Here is a 16,737-nt window from a genome sequence, read left to right on the forward strand (position 1 = left end):
AAAGCAAACTATGGGACAGCAATGACCCGAAGGTTGCTTTTTTATTTAGGGTGTATTGATGCTTACTGATCAATAATGTCTGTGCCCTTTGGCGGAGTAAAGTTAAACGTAGATGCCGGAATCGTGGTATTCAGTTTTACATTACTAAATTTAATATTCGTAGTCTGGCCTAAGGAATCTTGCAAAATCATCAAGCTAGGCGCTTTGTTCGCACCAAAACTAATAGTCAGGCTTTCAAACACCCCATCGGTATTTTTCGGATAAAGCGTGTAATAGGTTTTAGCTTTATTCGGCTGAGTTACGCGATAAGATTGCATAATCTGGCTGGTATTGCCGGACAATAATAATGCCGGTGTATTTGCCACTTGATCGTCTAGACTCTGACGCACTGCTTGCTGCAAGTCTGGATCATAGATCCATACGGTTTTACCTGTAGTGGCAATGGTCTGTTTAGATGGACTAGAAGTTTCCCAGTAGAATTTACCTGGACGCGCCACCTTCATCACACCTTTAAAGGTCTGGTTCATGTGCTGGGCGGTTAAGCCTTTTTTCTGGGTCGCTTTCGGATTCGTGACTTTAGTCGTTTGTTCAAAATTTGCAGTTAAGCTACGGATATTGCTGAGCTGTTTCACCAGATTCGCAGTAGCTTGCTGCTCCGTCGCTGCAGTTGCGGCAAATACAGTCGTGCTCATGACAGGTGCCAGTGTCGCCGTACCGATTGTTATGGCACATACAGTTTTACGAAGCATACTCATAATCTCACCTTTTTGTATTTGCATATTGCTATTTATCTAATGGCTCATATTAAACCAATTTCTCGAACTAAGATGATAGAAAATAAGAAGTTTTGTATTGTTATTAATGCAGAATTCCTGTTTTTATTCATCATGATGAAGATTCAATAGTGATATTTACATTCGCTGTCACAGCTTTATAAGCCGATAAATCTTCATGCATAAAAAAACCCACAGAAACTGTGGGTCTTTTTTCTATTTCAGCAAATTATGCTTCAACAGATACGTAGCGACGGCCAAATTGACCTTTCACTTCGAATTTTACTACGCCATCAGCAGTAGCAAATAATGTATGGTCACGGCCCATACCTACGTTTTGACCAGCGTGGAATTCAGTACCACGTTGACGAACGATGATGTTACCTGCAGTTACAGTTTGGCCACCGTAAACTTTAACACCTAACATCTTAGGATTCGAATCACGACCGTTCTTAGTCGAACCACCGGCTTTTTTAGTTGCCATGTCTATTTACTCCTAGTAATTAGCCTGAGATACCAGTAATTTTCAACTCAGTGAACCATTGACGGTGACCTTGTTGTTTACGGTAGTGCTTACGACGACGCATTTTGATGATGCGGATTTTGTCGTGACGACCATGGCTAACTACTTCTGCAGTTACTTTAGCGCCAGCTACAACTGGAGCACCGATTTGAATGCTATCACCGTTTACAAGCATAAGTACGTCATCAAACGTAATTGTTGAACCAGTTTCAGCTTTCAATAATTCAACTTTAAGGGTTTCACCCTCAACTACACGGTGCTGTTTACCACCGCTTTGGATTACTGCGTACATAATGTACTCCAAACATGCCCGTGTCGACGTGCCGATAAAGGAATATATCGATCTTAAAACGCGCGCCACTGGGGGTTATACAAGGGCAAAGATTTTAAGGGATATTATAAGAAACAACAAGCCATTTTAAGGAAATAATCATGAACTCCATTATAAAGCCTATAAATCATTAAATTATTCATTCAAAATCAAAGATTAATACCGGATATACTGACCAAAAAACGCTGCTCAATTCCGAGTTTTCCAGCTGCCTGAGAATGTTTAGAAAAAAACTTTAGCGGAAAGATATTGTTCATTTTTTAAATGTCAAAATTTAGGCTAAACTCAAAGAAGTGCTATAAAAAGCTGATTTTTAGTGGAGTTTGTGCTTTTCTTAGCTTTCACTCATGTTATAAATTGTTAAACTACCCGCTGCGATTTACCAAACTAGAGGTTTTCTTTCACATGGCCATCGACTTTAAGCAAGATATTCTCGCTCCTGTTGCTAACGACTTTGCTGCGATGGACACATTCATTAACGAAGGAATTACCTCAAAAGTAGCGCTGGTGATGGCGGTCAGCAAGCATGTGGTTGAAGCTGGCGGCAAGCGTATGCGCCCAATCATGTGCCTGTTGGCAGCAAAAGCCTGTGGTGCCGTAGAACTGGAACAACATCGCAAACTGGCCGCCATTATCGAAATGTTGCATACGGCAACTCTAGTTCATGATGATGTTGTGGATGAGTCAGGCTTACGCCGTGGCCGTCCAACTGCCAATGCGACCTGGAACAATCAGACAGCTGTGCTAGTGGGTGATTTCCTAATTTCGCGTGCCTTTGATTTGTTGGTCGACCTTAACAATATGACCCTGCTCAAAGACTTCTCTACGGGTACCTGCGAAATTGCCGAAGGCGAAGTTCTGCAACTGCAATCGCAACATCAGCCAGAAACCTCAGAAGAAACCTATTTGAGCATTATTCATGGCAAGACTTCTCGCCTGTTTGAACTGGCGACCGAAGGTGCCGCTATTCTTTCCGACAAGACTGAGTTCCGTGAACCGTTACGTAAATTCGCCGGTCACTTCGGTAATGCTTTCCAGATTATTGATGACATTCTGGACTATACATCTGATGCTGAAACCCTAGGTAAAAACATCGGTGATGACCTGATGGAAGGCAAACCGACCCTGCCATTGATTGCTGCCATGAAGAATACGACCGGTGAATCACATGAAATTATTCGTCGCAGTATTGCAACGGGCGGAACAGATCATTTGGCAGAAGTGATCAAGATTGTAAATGATTCTGGCGCTTTGGATTATTGCCGCCAGCGTGCAACTGAAGAAACAGAAATTGCAATTCAAGCCTTGAATGCACTACCCGATTCAGAGTATCGTCAGGCCCTCGTTAATCTGGCCAAACTGGCTCTTCACCGGATTCAATAGCCGCTTACCTCGCCTATGCATATTAATTTTCTTGATATTTTTCAAAGCATGCAGCACCAGCTTGAACAACCACAGGCGGTGCTGGATGAGAATTTGCTCATCCAACTTGTAGAACGTATACGCCCAGAAGACAGCAGAAATACAGAAGAAATCGAAACAAAATTTAATGCATTTATCCGGGCTTTACTGCTCACTCCCAATGCAGTCTTAACCTTACAAAGTTTCACTTTAAGAGTTATCAATCGTTATAAACAAGCCAGCTTGTTTTCCGATACCGGGATTCTTTCTCTAGATGGTTTCTGGAACCAGCTGAATCAGCGGATCGGGGCGCATATCCTGCCGGTGATTCCAGATCATCTGCAGCTTCAGGAATTGTTCCGCAAGATTTTCTATTTGCGTACCGATAAATACTGGCTGGATTATTTTGATGAAGCAGACTGGCAGCGACTTTTTGCTGTTGTAAATCAGGGTCATTCTAATCAGGTAGAAAAAACCCGAATCAAAGATCAGATCATTAAAGCACTAACGATTCTGTCCTACCGGGTGAGTGGGATCGGTCTGCATCCTGAATTTATTAATGCTCAGCCTGAGCTCATGGAATATGAATCACCTTTTCTGGTGCAAAACCGTGAGATCATTGAATTTATCCAGGAATATAAAAAACGCTATAACACGGTAGAACTGGTGGATGCGATTACGCCGCCAGATGCTTCCCAAGCTCTGGTCATGCTGGAGCAGTGTCACGATGTTGTCGCCAAAATTCGCCGCTCTACCAAACGGATTGGGGTCAGTGTCAGCCTGACCTATATGCTGGCCTTACTGGAACAGTGTCTGGAACGGATTGAAATCCTGCTGAATATGGTGCTGGATGATGATGACCTGCGTTATCAATCCATTGGCCTGTTTATCGCCGATATTACCGAAGCAATTTATAGTGAACGCAGTGTGCGTGCCTTACTGACTACCAATAGTGAACTCCTGGCTTTACAGGTGACTGAAAATGCCAGTAAAACCGGTGAACATTATGTAAGTACCGACAAGCAAGGCTTTCTGGCCATGTACAAATCGGCAGCCGGTGCCGGTGTCATCATTGCCTTTATGGCTTCGCTGAAAGTCTTAATGGCGCGTGTCACCATGGCACCTTTAATGCAAGCCTTTAGCTATAGCATGAACTATTCGCTCGGTTTTATGCTAATTCATGTACTGCACTTTACCGTTGCGACCAAACAACCGGCAATGACCGCAGCTGCACTGGCTTCTACCGTACAGCAGCGTAAGGGTTCGAAAACTGCCCAGATTGCTGAACTGGCTGCCCTGATTGTGAATATTATCCGGACCCAGTTTGTCGCGATTCTTGGGAACATTTCCATCGCAATCCCGGTTGCAGCACTGATTGCCCTGATGTGGGAGTTTGCCCTACATGAGCCATTAATGACGCATGCCAAAGCAGCCAAAACCTTATATGACCTGAACCCATTTACTTCTTTGGCGATTCCTCATGCAGCAGTGGCTGGCGTATGTTTATTCCTGTCAGGCCTATTAGCCGGTTATTTCGATAATATGGCAGTGTATCGGAAGGTCGGTCCTCGTCTGAGAGCTCATGTGCGCCTGTCACAACTGATGGGACAAGAACGTCTGCATCGATTTGCCGATTATATTGAGCGTAATCTAGGTGCACTGGCGGGTAATTTCATTTTTGGGGTTATGCTGGGCAGTATGGGTACTATTGGTTTCATTCTCGGTCTACCTTTAGATATTCGTCATATTGCCTTTGCGTCTGCCAACTTTATCCAAGGACTGATCAATATTAATGGTCCAGATATTGGACTCATTATCATCTCTTTCCTGGGTGTTCTGCTGATTGGTCTGACTAACCTTTTTGTAAGTTTCAGCCTGACCATTATTGTGGCATTACGCGCACGACGGGTGCGTTTCGAACAGTGGAAACCGCTCGCCAAACTGGTCATGACCCATTTCCTGACTCGCCCAAGTGAGTTTTTCTGGCCGCCGAAGCAAACCATTGAAATTGACGAAAATCATACATCCACAAAACTGTAAAATTGCGAGAATATTTGGGCATTTAGGTACAAAATCCCATAAATAAAAAATGGAATTTGCATAAAATACGCACTCTTGAAAAAAAGTGTACTGGCAAGTACACTTTAGCGCAGACAGTTAACCGGTTGAATAACGGTTAAAAGGACAAGGATTTTTGGCATGCATTACTTGTTACTTATTGTCGGAATTTTATTTTTAATTTTCAGTGTGTTATTTCTTGATATTGCAACTTTAAGCCAGTTAGATGTGCTTGCAATAGAATGGATTAGCGGCTATCGCACAGAATTTTTAAATCAAATTAATCAGTCCTTATCAGTGATAGGTGGCATGCCATTTGTATTATTTTTATCCACACTATGGTGTATTTTTCTACTGTGGTATAAAAAGTATGCAAGCGTAATTTTTATATGTATCGGAATTATCGGAGGAATTCTCCTAGGCTGGCTTTTAAAATTCAGTATTGCCCGACCTCGACCAGCAGAGTCTTTTCATCTGGTTGAAAGCTATGGAAGCTCCTTCCCGAGTGCCCATAGCGTCTATGCAGCCTGTCTCGGCTGTCTGGCAATATTCATATATCGGCAACATCCCCGACATACCATCATCTGGATGGGTGCAGGTGCATGGATGCTGATTATGGGTATTTCAAGAGTTTATCTAGGTGTACATTTTCCTTCAGATGTCATATCCGGCTGGAGTATAAGTTTTATTTGGATTTCGTTGTGGTATATGGTCTGGATCAGATATTGCACGGCTCACAAATAAAAAAATTTAGATAAGAATCCAATTGAGGTGGAACAATGATGTCTGCAAAGCTTTGGGCACCCGCCCTGACTGCTTGCGCATTAGCAACAAGTCTTGCACTTGTTGGTTGTAGCAAAGATCCTAAAGAGGGCCAGCAAGCTGGTGCTCAGCAGCAAATGCCACCGACTGAAGTCGGTATTCTTGTTGCACAGCCACAAAGTGTCGAGCAGTCTGTAGAGCTCTCAGGTCGTACAACAGCATTTGAGATTTCTGAAGTACGTCCACAGGCTAGTGGTGTGGTGCTTAAACGCTTATTCACTGAGGGTAGCTATGTCCGTGAAGGTCAGGCGCTTTATGAAATCGATTCAAGCACTAACCGTACTACTGTTGATAATGCCCGTGCTGCGATTGCCCGTGCTGAAGCGAATTTAGGTGTATTGCGTGTTAAAGAAGGCCGTTACCGTCAACTGGTCGGTACCAATGCCATTTCTAAACAGGAATACGATGACATCGCAGCACAGGTCAAACTGGCTGAAGCTGATTTGAATGCAAACCGTGCAACTTTACGTAATGCTGAAATCAACCTGGGCTATTCAACCGTACGTGCACCGATTTCTGGTCAAACTAACCGTTCTTCGATTACGGCGGGTGCGTTAGTGACTGCAAATCAGACAGAACCACTGGTTACGATTCAGCGCCTAGATCCAATCTATGTAGATATCAACCAATCCAGTGCTGAACTGCTGCGCCTGCGTCAACAGCTAAGCAAAGGCAACCTCAACAGCTCAAACAACACCAAAGTGAAGTTAAAGCTTGAAGATGGCAGCATCTACCCTGTCGAAGGCCGTCTTGCATTCTCGGATGCCAGCGTGAACCCTGAAACAGGTACTGTGACTTTACGTGCAGTATTCCCGAACAAAAACCATTTACTTCTGCCAGGTATGTTTGCCACAGCGCAAATCGTACAAGGCGAAATTCCAAATGCCTTCCTGATTCCACAAGCGGCGTTAACCCGTACACCTACGGGTCAGGCCATGGCGATGCTGGTGGGTGCTGACAATAAAGTGACTCCACGTCCAGTAACGACAGTCGGGACTCAAGGCAGCAACTGGATCGTAACCGAAGGTTTGAATCCGGGTGATAAAGTGATTGTTGACGGTATTGCTAAGGTAAAACCTGAACAGCAAGTGGTGCCTAAACCTTATCAACCTCAAGCGGCTGCCCCACAAGGTGCTGCTCAACCAGCTGCACAGCAACCTGCAGCAGATGCAAAAAAGGCAGATGATGCAAAGAAACAACCTGAACAAAAACCTGCTGCAAATGCATAAGGAGTAATGGTTCATGGCTCAATTCTTTATCCATCGCCCGATTTTTGCATGGGTGATTGCATTGGTAATTATGCTGGCGGGTATTTTGACCATCAGCAAAATGCCAATTGCTCAATATCCGACGATCGCGCCACCGACAGTCACCATTTCTGCGACTTATCCGGGTGCATCTGCAGCGACTGTAGAAAATACAGTAACGCAGATCATCGAGCAGCAGATGAACGGTCTGGATGGCTTGCGTTATATTTCTTCGAACAGTGCCGGTAACGGTGAGGCATCCATCGCCTTAAACTTTGAACAGGGTGTCGATCCTGATATCGCACAGGTACAGGTACAAAACAAGTTACAGTCAGCGACTGCACTTTTGCCTGATGATGTACAACGTCAGGGTGTACGTGTTACCAAATCTGGTGCCAGCTTCCTTCAGGTATTAGCTTTCTATTCGCCTGATGGCAGCCTGACTGCAGATGACATTAAAGACTATGTGAACTCAAATATTTCTGAACCTTTAAGCCGTGTGGCCGGGGTTGGTGAAGTTCAGGTCTTTGGAGGTTCTTATGCAATGCGTATCTGGCTGGATCCAGCCAAAATGGCTAGTCTGCAAGTGACTCCAAGTGATGTGGCTCAGGCAATCCGTACCCAGAACGCTCAGGTGGCTGTCGGTCAATTAGGTGGTGCGCCACAGATTGAAGGTCAGGTGCTGAATGCGACGGTGAATGCGCAAAGTCTGCTGCAAACACCTGAACAGTTCGAAAACATCTTCTTGAAAAATACCACTTCAGGTGCTCAAGTCCGTCTGGGCGATGTCGCACGTGTAGAACTGGGTGCAGACAACTACCAGTTTGATTCTAAATTCAACGGTAAACCGGCTGGCGGTGTTGCGATTAAACTTGCAACTGGCGCCAATGCGCTGGATACCGCTGAAGCAGTTGAAGAACGGCTAAAACAGTTACGTCCGAACTATCCGCAAGGGATGGTAGATACCCTGGCATTTGATACCACACCATTTATTCAGTTATCGATTGAATCGGTGGTTCATACCCTAATCGAAGCGGTCATTCTGGTCTTCATCGTGATGTTCCTGTTCTTGCAGAACTGGCGTGCAACGATTATTCCAACCATGGCCGTTCCAGTGGTTGTATTAGGTACTTTTGCAATCATTAATATCTTCGGCTTCTCGATCAATACCTTGACCATGTTTGCGATGGTTCTTGCAATTGGTCTGCTGGTCGATGATGCGATCGTTGTGGTCGAAAACGTTGAACGTGTCATGGCTGAAGAGCATCTTGATCCTGTGACGGCGACTGCAAAGTCGATGAAACAGATCTCTGGTGCGCTGATCGGTATTACCTCTGTACTGTCTGCAGTATTCGTACCAATGGCATTCTTTGGTGGTTCTACAGGGGTTATCTATCGCCAGTTCTCAATCACGCTGGTCACAGCAATGGTTCTGTCTCTGGTGGTGGCCTTAACCTTTACCCCTGCCCTGTGTGCGACCATTCTGAAACAGCATGATCCGAACAAGCCGCAAAGCAACAACCCGGCTGCGCGTTTCTTCCGCTGGTTTAACCATAGCTTTGACCGTGTTTCTGTGAAATATCAGGGCGGTGTCAATCGTATGACCCACCACAAAATTTTCTCCGGTATCATCTATGCGGTGGTGATCGGAATTATTGTGCTGATCTTCCAGAAACTGCCTTCTTCATTCTTACCTGATGAGGACCAAGGTGTCGTGATGACGCTGGTACAGTTGCCACCAAATGCAACCTTGGAACGTACCGATAAAGTCATCAATACCATGACAGGCTACTTCCTGGAAAATGAAAAAGATCATGTCCAATCTGTCTTCAGTGTGGCTGGTTTCTCATTCACAGGTGTAGGTCAAAACGCTGGTCTGGCATTTATCAAACTGAAAGACTGGTCTGAACGTACCACACCAGAATCACAGGTCGGTGCAATTATCCAGCGTGGTATGGCACTGAACATGATTGTGAAAGATGCGTCTTACATCATGCCATTACAATTGCCAGCAATGCCTGAACTGGGTGTATCTGCCGGCTTTAACATGCAGTTAAAAGCAGCAAGTGGTCAAAGCCATGAGCAACTTTTGGCAGCGCGTAATACTGTTCTGGGTCTGGCTGCACAAGACAAACGTCTTGCAGGTGTCCGTCCAAATGGTCAGGAAGATAACCCGCAGTACCGTGTGATTGTCGATCATGCACAAGCCGGTGCTTTAGGTGTCAGCATTTCTGAAATTAACAGCACCATGAGCATGGCGTGGGGTGGTTCGTACATCAACGACTTCCTTGACCGTGGTCGAGTGAAAAAAGTGTACGTTCAGGGTGAAGCCAGCTCTCGTATGATGCCGGAAGACCTGAACCAGTGGTATGTTCGTAACAACCGTGGCGAAATGGTACCGTTCTCTGCATTCGCAACGGGTGAATGGACCTATGGTTCGCCTCGTCTAGAACGCTATAACGGCGTATCTGCAATGAACATTCAGGGTACACCGGCACCGGGCGTGAGCTCAGGTGATGCAATGCGTGCGATGGAAGAAATCATTGCCAAGCTTCCTGAAATGGGCATGCAAGGTTTCGACTATGAATGGACTGGTCTGTCTCTGGAAGAACGTGAGTCTGGCGCACAGGCACCATTCTTGTACGCGCTTTCACTGTTGATCGTGTTCCTGTGTCTGGCTGCATTGTATGAAAGCTGGTCAATTCCATTCTCGGTTCTTCTGGTTGTACCATTAGGCATCGTGGGTGCATTACTATTGACCTTTGGCGGTATGATTCTGTTTAAAGACCCGAACCTGTCGAATAACATCTACTTCCAGGTAGCGATTATTGCCGTAATTGGTCTTTCTGCGAAAAACGCAATCTTGATTGTGGAATTCGCCAAAGAGCTGCAGGAACAAGGCGAAGAGTTGTTTGATGCGACCCTGCATGCAGCAAAAATGCGTTTACGTCCAATTATCATGACCACCCTTGCCTTCGGTTTTGGTGTACTTCCACTAGCACTTGCTTCAGGTGCCGGTGCGGGTAGCCAGCACTCCGTCGGTTATGGTGTCCTCGGTGGTGTAATCAGTTCGACTCTTTTAGGTATCTTCTTTATTCCTGTATTCTACGTGTGGATTCGAAGTATCTTTAAATACAAACCAAAACAACAAAATCAGGAGTACAAGTCGTAATGCAAAATATATGGTCTATTACAGGTCGTAGCATTGCGGTATCTGCCCTCGCGCTTGCTTTGACTGCATGTCAAAGCATGCGTGGCCCAGAGCCCGTTGCAGAGGCGAATATCCCAAGCAGTTATACCAATGCTTCAGGTACTTCTGTAGCAGAACAGGGTTATAAAGAATTCTTTGCTGACCAGCGCCTGTTACAGGTACTGGACTTGGCATTGACCAATAACCGTGATTTGCGTACTGCCGCATTAAACATTCAGCGTGCCCAACAGGCTTATCAGATTTCTGAAAATGACCGTCTGCCAACCATTGGTGCGAGCGGCAGCGTGTTACGTCAGGATACTGGCAGTAACAACCCGCAAAGCCGTGGCGCTGTGACGACTTATAATGTCGGTCTAGGCGTAACTGCATTTGAGCTAGATTTCTGGGGTCGTGTGCGTAGCTTGCGTGACAATGCTTTAGATACTTATCTGGCGACTCAAAGTGCGCGTGATGCGACTCAGATTTCTCTGATCGGTCAGGTGGCCCAAGCATGGCTGAGTTACTCATTTGCCAATGCCAATCTGGCGCTGGCTGAGCAAACGCTGAAAGCCCAGCTTGAATCTTACAACCTGAACAAGAAACGTTTTGATGTTGGGATCGATAGCGAACTTCCAGTACGTCAGGCGCAAATTTCTGTTGAAACTGCGCGTAATGATGTTGCCAACTATCGCACCCAGGTGGCTCAGGCACAAAACCTGTTAAATCTGCTTGTAGGTCAACCCGTACCGGCCAACCTGTTACCGGCACAACGTGTTACCCGCATTACCTCTAATGCGGCCCTAGGTGCAGGCTTACCAAGTGACCTGCTGATTAACCGTCCGGATGTACGTGCAGCTGAATACCGTCTGTCTGCGGCAGGTGCCAATATTGGGGCTGCCCGTGCACGTCTGTACCCAACCATCAGTCTGACGGGTTCTGCAGGTTTTGCATCTGCGGATCTGGGTGATCTGTTCAAATCTGGCAGTTTTGCGTGGTCTGTAGGCCCAAGTCTGGATATTCCAATTTTCGATTGGGGTACACGTCAGGCCAATATTCGTATTTCTGAAACAGATCAGCAAATTGCGCTGTCAGATTATGAAAAATCCATTCAAACTGCATTCCGTGAAGTGAATGATGCCCTGGCGGTACGACAGAACATTGGTGACCGTATTGCTGCTCAACGCCGTCTGGTTGATGCGACCAACACGACTTACCGCCTGTCTCTAGCACGTTTCCGTGCCGGTATTGACAGCTATCTGACTGTACTGGATGCACAACGTGCTTCATATGCAGCAGAACAAGGTTTGTTATTACTTGAACAGGCGAATCTGAACAGCCAGGTTGAGCTGTACAAGAGTCTTGGTGGTGGTTTGAAAGTTAACACTTCAGACACCGTAGCGTATCGCCCGTCTGTGACCGAACAGCGTCGTGCCGAACAGGCAAAATAAGCTTAATCTCTTTTTCAGAAAAGCTCTCTTCGGTGGGCTTTTTTTATACGTTGGTCCAATAGCCGATATATTTTGATTGAATCAAAAAATCTGTATACTCAATTGGATGAGACTTAACACTTTATAAAATGTAAATCGATGAAAAAAATATTGTTATCTGCCTTGGTAAGTTCAATTTTCTTAACCGCATGCCAACAAAAAAATACAGTAGATTCAAAACCTGAACCAACAGCGGAAACCGTCGCTGAAAAAGAAAGCTTACCGTTGATTAAGGCTAAAACTGAACGTGTACAGCTCAGTAAAAATGAAGTATGCCATCCAGCCAGTGAGGATGAGTTTGCCAGTTGCACTAAATATCATCTGCAAACAGTGAAAACGAATGTAAATTGGTTAAACCAATATTTTTTGGAGCGTTTACAAAAAGACCATGCTGAAGCTTTCGACAAATCACCTGCTGTAGAGGTCACTCTTGATCCTGAAATGCCATCAACCAACTACAGTACCACTGCTGTACGTTATATCGGTCAGCATTACAATATCGCAAACTTTACATACTTTTCCGAATATTACCCAGCAGGCGCTGCACATGGTATGCATCATAGTGACTACGTTATTTTTGATCTCAATACCAAGCAGCGTTTAAGCCTGAATGATATTTTGGCACCTGCAAGCAAAGAAAAACTCAAAACTGAACTTTACGAACATAATCGTGAGTGGCTTGAACAACATCATATTGAGCAAAATGCATTTGAAGTAAGTGATAATTTCTATTTCAATGCCAATGGAATTGTATTTGTCTATCCATTGTATGAATTGGCTTCTTATGCAGAAGGTATTACTGAACTTGAACTTCCCTATTGGTCAGCTCAAGGGGTGATCCAAACAAAGTATTTACCCCAGCTGCCTGAGTCATCTGAAGAAATTTATAATGACTAAACTATCTATTTTAAGTGTAATAATAATCAAAGTATTTTTTCTAATTTAGGGATATGAATGTTACTCAGCAATCTGGAATCTGTACCGGGACATACCATTCGCCAGCAGATTGATGTGGTGTATGGCAGTACTGTGCGCAGTAAGCATGTTGGACGTGATTTACTGGCCGGTCTGAAAAATATTGTCGGTGGCGAGTTGACCGCTTATACCGAATTACTGGAAGAATCCCGTCAGGAAGCCATGAACCGGATGATTGAAAAAGCCCGCAGTATGGGTGCCAATGCGATTGTGGGTATTCGTTTTTCTACCTCAAATATTGCCCAAGGTGCTTCTGAACTGTTTGTGTATGGCACTGCAGTCATCGTTGATCCGGTCATGCCTAAACTGCCTGATCCATTTCCACAGGCGAACTAATGCATGGACGGATTGATTATACAGATTGTCATTTTTGCCATTCTGTTCAGCGTGGGTTTCGGTTTTGGTCGCTTTAACGAGCGCAAGCATCTGCAATATCTGGATGAACAGGAACAGCGTTTGGCTTATATCCGGGTCAATAATAGCCGTTTCATCGAATCTACATTCCCCGGTCATATGATCAGCAGCAATGTGGTCATTTCACATGATTACTTTAAATATGCGATTGCTAATGTGCAAAACATGTTAGGTGGTCGTTTGACCAGTTATGAGAGTGTCGTTGAACGGGCACGACGTGAAGCTATAGTACGGTTAAAACTGGAAGCAGAAAAAATGGGCGCTGACCAGATTATGGGAATCCGCCTCAGTACGACTGAACTTGGCATGCAAGGCGGTATGGTTGAAGTCTTTGCTTATGGCACTGCAATTCAGACCAAGTAATTATGCTTCTGCAAGCTTCTCTACAAATAGAATTCCATTCAGGTGGTCAATTTCGTGCTGTACAATTCGTGCCGGAAAGCCTTTGAACACTTGAACCATTTCATTTCCCTCTAAGGTAAAATAACGCACCTGAATCTCTTCTGCTCGAGCTACTCTCCCTCTTTGTTCGGGCACACTTAAACAGCCTTCCTCACCCAATACTTGCGTAGCTGAAGCACTGATAATCTCCGGATTGATCATGGTCACAGCTTCCATATACGGCGCGTCTGGATAACGTAAATTGGGCCGTGATGCGACAATAATAATGCGTTTAGAGACATAAACCTGCGGTGCTGCAATGCCCACGCCCTGACGTTGTTGCATGGTCTCCATCAAGGCGCTGTTAAATTGCCGCAACCAGTCACTGTCAAATTCAGCCTGTGTGACCGGACTGGCAATTAGGGTTAAAATGGCCTCACCTTGCTGTGCCACCGCCAAGGTATTTGTCATCGCGCTATCCTGTATTTTTTTCATTTAACTCTATCTTAGAGGGAAAATTACAGAATGAACATCATACTAAAATGAATAAATACGTCTAAAAAAGATAAGCTGTGTTTTAAGTAGTATGTCGAAATCCAGCTTATGGTTGCCTTAAAGACTTCACCTGAAAGGAAAATAATTAATCAAAACATTCCAAATAATTTTATTCATTTAAATTTTAATAACTTTTAGTTTAGATTAAACAAAGAAAGATTGATTATTCAAGAAAATAACCCTTCTTTAAAATCAGCAATCAAGTCATGGATATTAAATAATGGAACGACCACATGAATGCACAACCCTATCTGAGCCATGCTGATAAACGCACCCTCGGACTATCGTCCCTAGGTGGCGCACTGGAATTCTATGATTTCGTCATTTATGTGTTCTATGCCAAATTAATTTCCGAACTGTTCTTCCCAAGTACCCTGAGTCCATTTTGGGCCATGCTGAATACCTATGGCATCTTTGCCGCAGGCTATTTCTTCCGTCCACTCGGCGGTGTGGTGATGGCGCATTTTGGGGATCTGATCGGTCGTAAACGACTATTCAGTTTATCCATCTTGCTGATGGCGCTACCGACCCTCATGATTGGGATCATGCCGACCTTTGAAAGTATTGGTTATGCTGCACCATTGCTGCTGCTATTGATGCGTGTTGTTCAAGGTATTGCGATTGGCGGTGAAATTCCGGCAGCTTGGACCTTCGTGTCTGAGCATGTACCAGAACGCCGGATTGGGATTGCCAATGGCTTACTGACCGCTGGCCTATCACTCGGAATTCTACTCGGTGCCCTAATGTCGCTGTTTATTTCCCTTCAATTCACTGAAGCAGAAATCAAAGACTGGGCTTGGCGCGTTCCTTTCATTGTAGGTGGGATTTTTGGTTTTGTGGCCCTTTACCTGCGCAGTTATTTGAAAGAAACTCCAGTTTTTAAAGCCATGCAAGCTCGAAAAGAGCTATCTAAAGAATTACCGGTTAAACAGGTGCTGTTAAGCCACAAAACTGCTGTAGGCATTGGGATGTTATTTACCTGGTTCCTGACCGGCTGCGTGGTAGTCTTGATTCTGGCGATGCCAAATTTGCTAGTGGCGAGTTTTGGTTTCGAACGTGCTGATGCGTTCAAGATGCAAAGTGCTGCAATCCTGATGCAAATGCTCGGCTGCATTATCGCTGGTGTACTGGCTGACCGTTTCGGTGCAGGCAAGGTCATTTTACTTGGCTCTATTTTTGTCGCGGCAATGGCTGGGATTTTTTATCACAGTCTGGGTCATGTTGAAGCGTCAACGGTGTTCATGCTTTACATGTTGCTCGGTCTAAGCTCAGGAACCGTGGGCATGGTGTCTTATAGCATGGTGAAAATGTTCCCGGCACAAATCCGTTTTAGCGGAATTTCATTTTCCTATAATCTGGCCTATGCGATTGCAGGTGGAATCACCTTGCCACTGGTACAATGGTTGAGCCTGTATAGCAATATTGGCGCCCTGTACTATATCTGGACCGTTTGTCTAGTGACTCTCTTCACTGCCCTGCTTTACCGCAGCAAATTTGAAAAAACAGCCTAAAATAAAAAAGAGCCTGACTCACAGGCTCTTTTTCTAAGCGTGAAAATACGAGCTTAAGCTTTCAGATTCTTGCGTAGCTCATCTTCCACAATACTGATCTCGATTTCACTGAATTTACGGATTTCACCTTCGGCATGTTTTTCCAGCATGCCACCGACCAAAGGCACTTTCACATTCACCGTCCAGTTCAACTGGAACTGAATCTGCTGTTCATCACCTGTTACGGCACGTTGACATTTAGCTTCAATTGGCAGATTGGCACCTAGTTCCACAACAGAAGTCATTTCTTCTAGATTACTGACATCAGTACGCTGCAAGCGAAACGCATCTTTCAGCAGTTTCTTGGCAATATCTGGGATTTTGACATCCAGATTGTAGGCACGTTTCAGGGTATACAGATGTCCCTGCTTTTCTGAAACCAGAATTTCCATATTTTGAGCAGGGATCCGATGACAAACCGCTTCATGCAAACTGATGTCATTTGCCAGACGCTTAAACTCATCAATCGAGACACCGCGAATAATTGCGTTTACGGTAAACTGGTGGGCCATATCTATTTTCCTTATTTTTATTAGGGGTTATGGACTCAAATTAAGTCAAATGAATCATCTGACAGAGAAGATAAGCTATTTAAGTCAATTTTACATCGGCTGTCATTATTTTTTTATTGAGAAAAATTGGCATTGAGGTCAATGTTTCCAGGCAATTTTTGCAGATATACAGGGTCCACAGCTGAGTAAAAGCTGAACTTCACGATACTCAATGACCGCATGAAATTCTTCTGCCCCATCATCCAGACCAGAAGCATACCAGACCGTACCCGCAGGAAATTTCTTTAACCAGCTGGCCTTATAAAAATCAGAAACGGAATCAAACTGTAGATAGTGTTCCGGTTCGGCTTCAACCTGAGTCGCCAGAGCCATAAATTTCTGTAATTGTGCCTGATGAAAATCAATCAGCATGAGGCAGCCCTTCCTTTTGTATGAGGCGATTGCATGCCATATTAAGCATAGATGTCATTTACGACTCGTGAGTTTTGACATCATGGCTTAGATCAGATTAAAAATAA

Annotated in this window: 16 protein-coding genes; 10 read left to right on the forward strand and 6 right to left on the reverse strand. The window is 44.7% G+C overall.

Annotated features, from left to right (window positions below; all coding sequences use genetic code 11):
* Positions 1–62: 62 nt before the first annotated feature.
* From lolA to rplU, 3 genes are all read right to left on the reverse strand, one after another.
* Positions 63–755 (reverse strand): outer membrane lipoprotein chaperone LolA, encoded by a 693-nt coding sequence (gene lolA / locus G5T77_RS07480; protein WP_004784895.1) that lies wholly within the window; start codon positions 753–755, stop codon positions 63–65.
* A gap of 247 nt (positions 756–1,002) precedes the next feature.
* Positions 1,003–1,257: a 50S ribosomal protein L27 gene (rpmA, locus tag G5T77_RS07485; protein WP_004784896.1), complete on the reverse strand. Its 255-nt coding sequence runs from the start codon at positions 1,255–1,257 to the stop codon at positions 1,003–1,005.
* Positions 1,258–1,276: 19 nt separating this feature from the next.
* Entirely contained in the window at positions 1,277–1,588 is a 312-nt protein-coding gene (gene rplU, locus G5T77_RS07490) for a 50S ribosomal protein L21 (protein WP_004784898.1), read from the reverse strand.
* A 444-nt stretch (positions 1,589–2,032) separates the two neighbouring features.
* Here rplU and sdsA point away from each other — a divergent pair, with 444 nt between their 5' ends.
* The 9 genes from sdsA (at position 2,033) to G5T77_RS07535 (ending at position 13,584) form a co-directional block, all read left to right on the forward strand.
* Positions 2,033–3,010, forward strand: coding sequence for an All-trans-nonaprenyl-diphosphate synthase (gene sdsA, locus G5T77_RS07495; RefSeq protein ID WP_004784900.1), 978 nt, complete (start codon positions 2,033–2,035; stop codon positions 3,008–3,010).
* A gap of 15 nt (positions 3,011–3,025) precedes the next feature.
* Positions 3,026–5,068: a site-specific recombinase gene (locus G5T77_RS07500; RefSeq protein WP_159123405.1), complete on the forward strand. Its 2,043-nt coding sequence runs from the start codon at positions 3,026–3,028 to the stop codon at positions 5,066–5,068.
* 159 nt (positions 5,069–5,227) lie between these two features.
* Positions 5,228–5,830 carry a phosphatase PAP2 family protein gene (locus G5T77_RS07505; protein WP_159123404.1) on the forward strand — a complete coding sequence of 201 codons (603 nt, stop codon included), beginning with the start codon at positions 5,228–5,230 and terminating at the stop codon, positions 5,828–5,830.
* Between the two features lie 35 nt (positions 5,831–5,865).
* On the forward strand, positions 5,866–7,137 hold the full coding sequence (locus G5T77_RS07510) for an efflux RND transporter periplasmic adaptor subunit (protein ID WP_166137622.1): 1,272 nt from the start codon (positions 5,866–5,868) through the stop codon (positions 7,135–7,137).
* Between the two features lie 13 nt (positions 7,138–7,150).
* On the forward strand, positions 7,151–10,327 hold the full coding sequence (locus tag G5T77_RS07515; protein WP_166137624.1) for an efflux RND transporter permease subunit: 3,177 nt from the start codon (positions 7,151–7,153) through the stop codon (positions 10,325–10,327).
* Positions 10,327–11,793: a multidrug efflux RND transporter AdeIJK outer membrane channel subunit AdeK gene (gene adeK / locus G5T77_RS07520; protein ID WP_166137626.1), complete on the forward strand. Its 1,467-nt coding sequence runs from the start codon at positions 10,327–10,329 to the stop codon at positions 11,791–11,793. Before G5T77_RS07515 ends, adeK begins: the two co-directional genes overlap by 1 nt.
* 138 nt (positions 11,794–11,931) lie before the next feature.
* Complete coding sequence (locus tag G5T77_RS07525; protein ID WP_159123400.1) at positions 11,932–12,729, forward strand: RsiV family protein; 798 nt, start codon at positions 11,932–11,934, stop codon at positions 12,727–12,729.
* A gap of 57 nt (positions 12,730–12,786) precedes the next feature.
* Entirely contained in the window at positions 12,787–13,143 is a 357-nt protein-coding gene (locus tag G5T77_RS07530) for a YbjQ family protein (RefSeq protein ID WP_103799673.1), read from the forward strand.
* A 3-nt stretch (positions 13,144–13,146) separates the two neighbouring features.
* Positions 13,147–13,584, forward strand: a complete 438-nt coding sequence (locus G5T77_RS07535) for a heavy metal-binding domain-containing protein (protein ID WP_166137628.1) — start codon at positions 13,147–13,149, stop codon at positions 13,582–13,584.
* Here G5T77_RS07535 and def read toward each other — a convergent pair whose 3' ends face one another.
* The gene (def, locus tag G5T77_RS07540) at positions 13,585–14,073 is read right to left on the reverse strand and encodes a peptide deformylase (protein ID WP_166137630.1); all 489 of its coding nucleotides are present in this window, start codon (positions 14,071–14,073) and stop codon (positions 13,585–13,587) included.
* A 317-nt stretch (positions 14,074–14,390) separates the two neighbouring features.
* Here def and G5T77_RS07545 point away from each other — a divergent pair, with 317 nt between their 5' ends.
* Entirely contained in the window at positions 14,391–15,668 is a 1,278-nt protein-coding gene (locus G5T77_RS07545; protein WP_166137632.1) for an MFS transporter, read from the forward strand.
* Positions 15,669–15,721: 53 nt separating this feature from the next.
* Here the strand turns inward: G5T77_RS07545 and G5T77_RS07550 are convergent, their stop codons facing one another.
* Both G5T77_RS07550 and G5T77_RS07555 read right to left on the reverse strand, forming a co-directional pair.
* The gene (locus G5T77_RS07550) at positions 15,722–16,219 is read right to left on the reverse strand and encodes a DUF2505 family protein (protein ID WP_005236909.1); all 498 of its coding nucleotides are present in this window, start codon (positions 16,217–16,219) and stop codon (positions 15,722–15,724) included.
* 138 nt (positions 16,220–16,357) lie between these two features.
* Complete coding sequence (locus tag G5T77_RS07555) at positions 16,358–16,630, reverse strand: hypothetical protein (protein ID WP_004784921.1); 273 nt, start codon at positions 16,628–16,630, stop codon at positions 16,358–16,360.
* Between the last annotated feature and the right edge of the window lie 107 nt (positions 16,631–16,737).

The organism is Acinetobacter sp. GFQ9D191M (assembly GCF_011174875.1).
In the GTDB taxonomy this organism is placed as follows: domain Bacteria; phylum Pseudomonadota; class Gammaproteobacteria; order Pseudomonadales; family Moraxellaceae; genus Acinetobacter.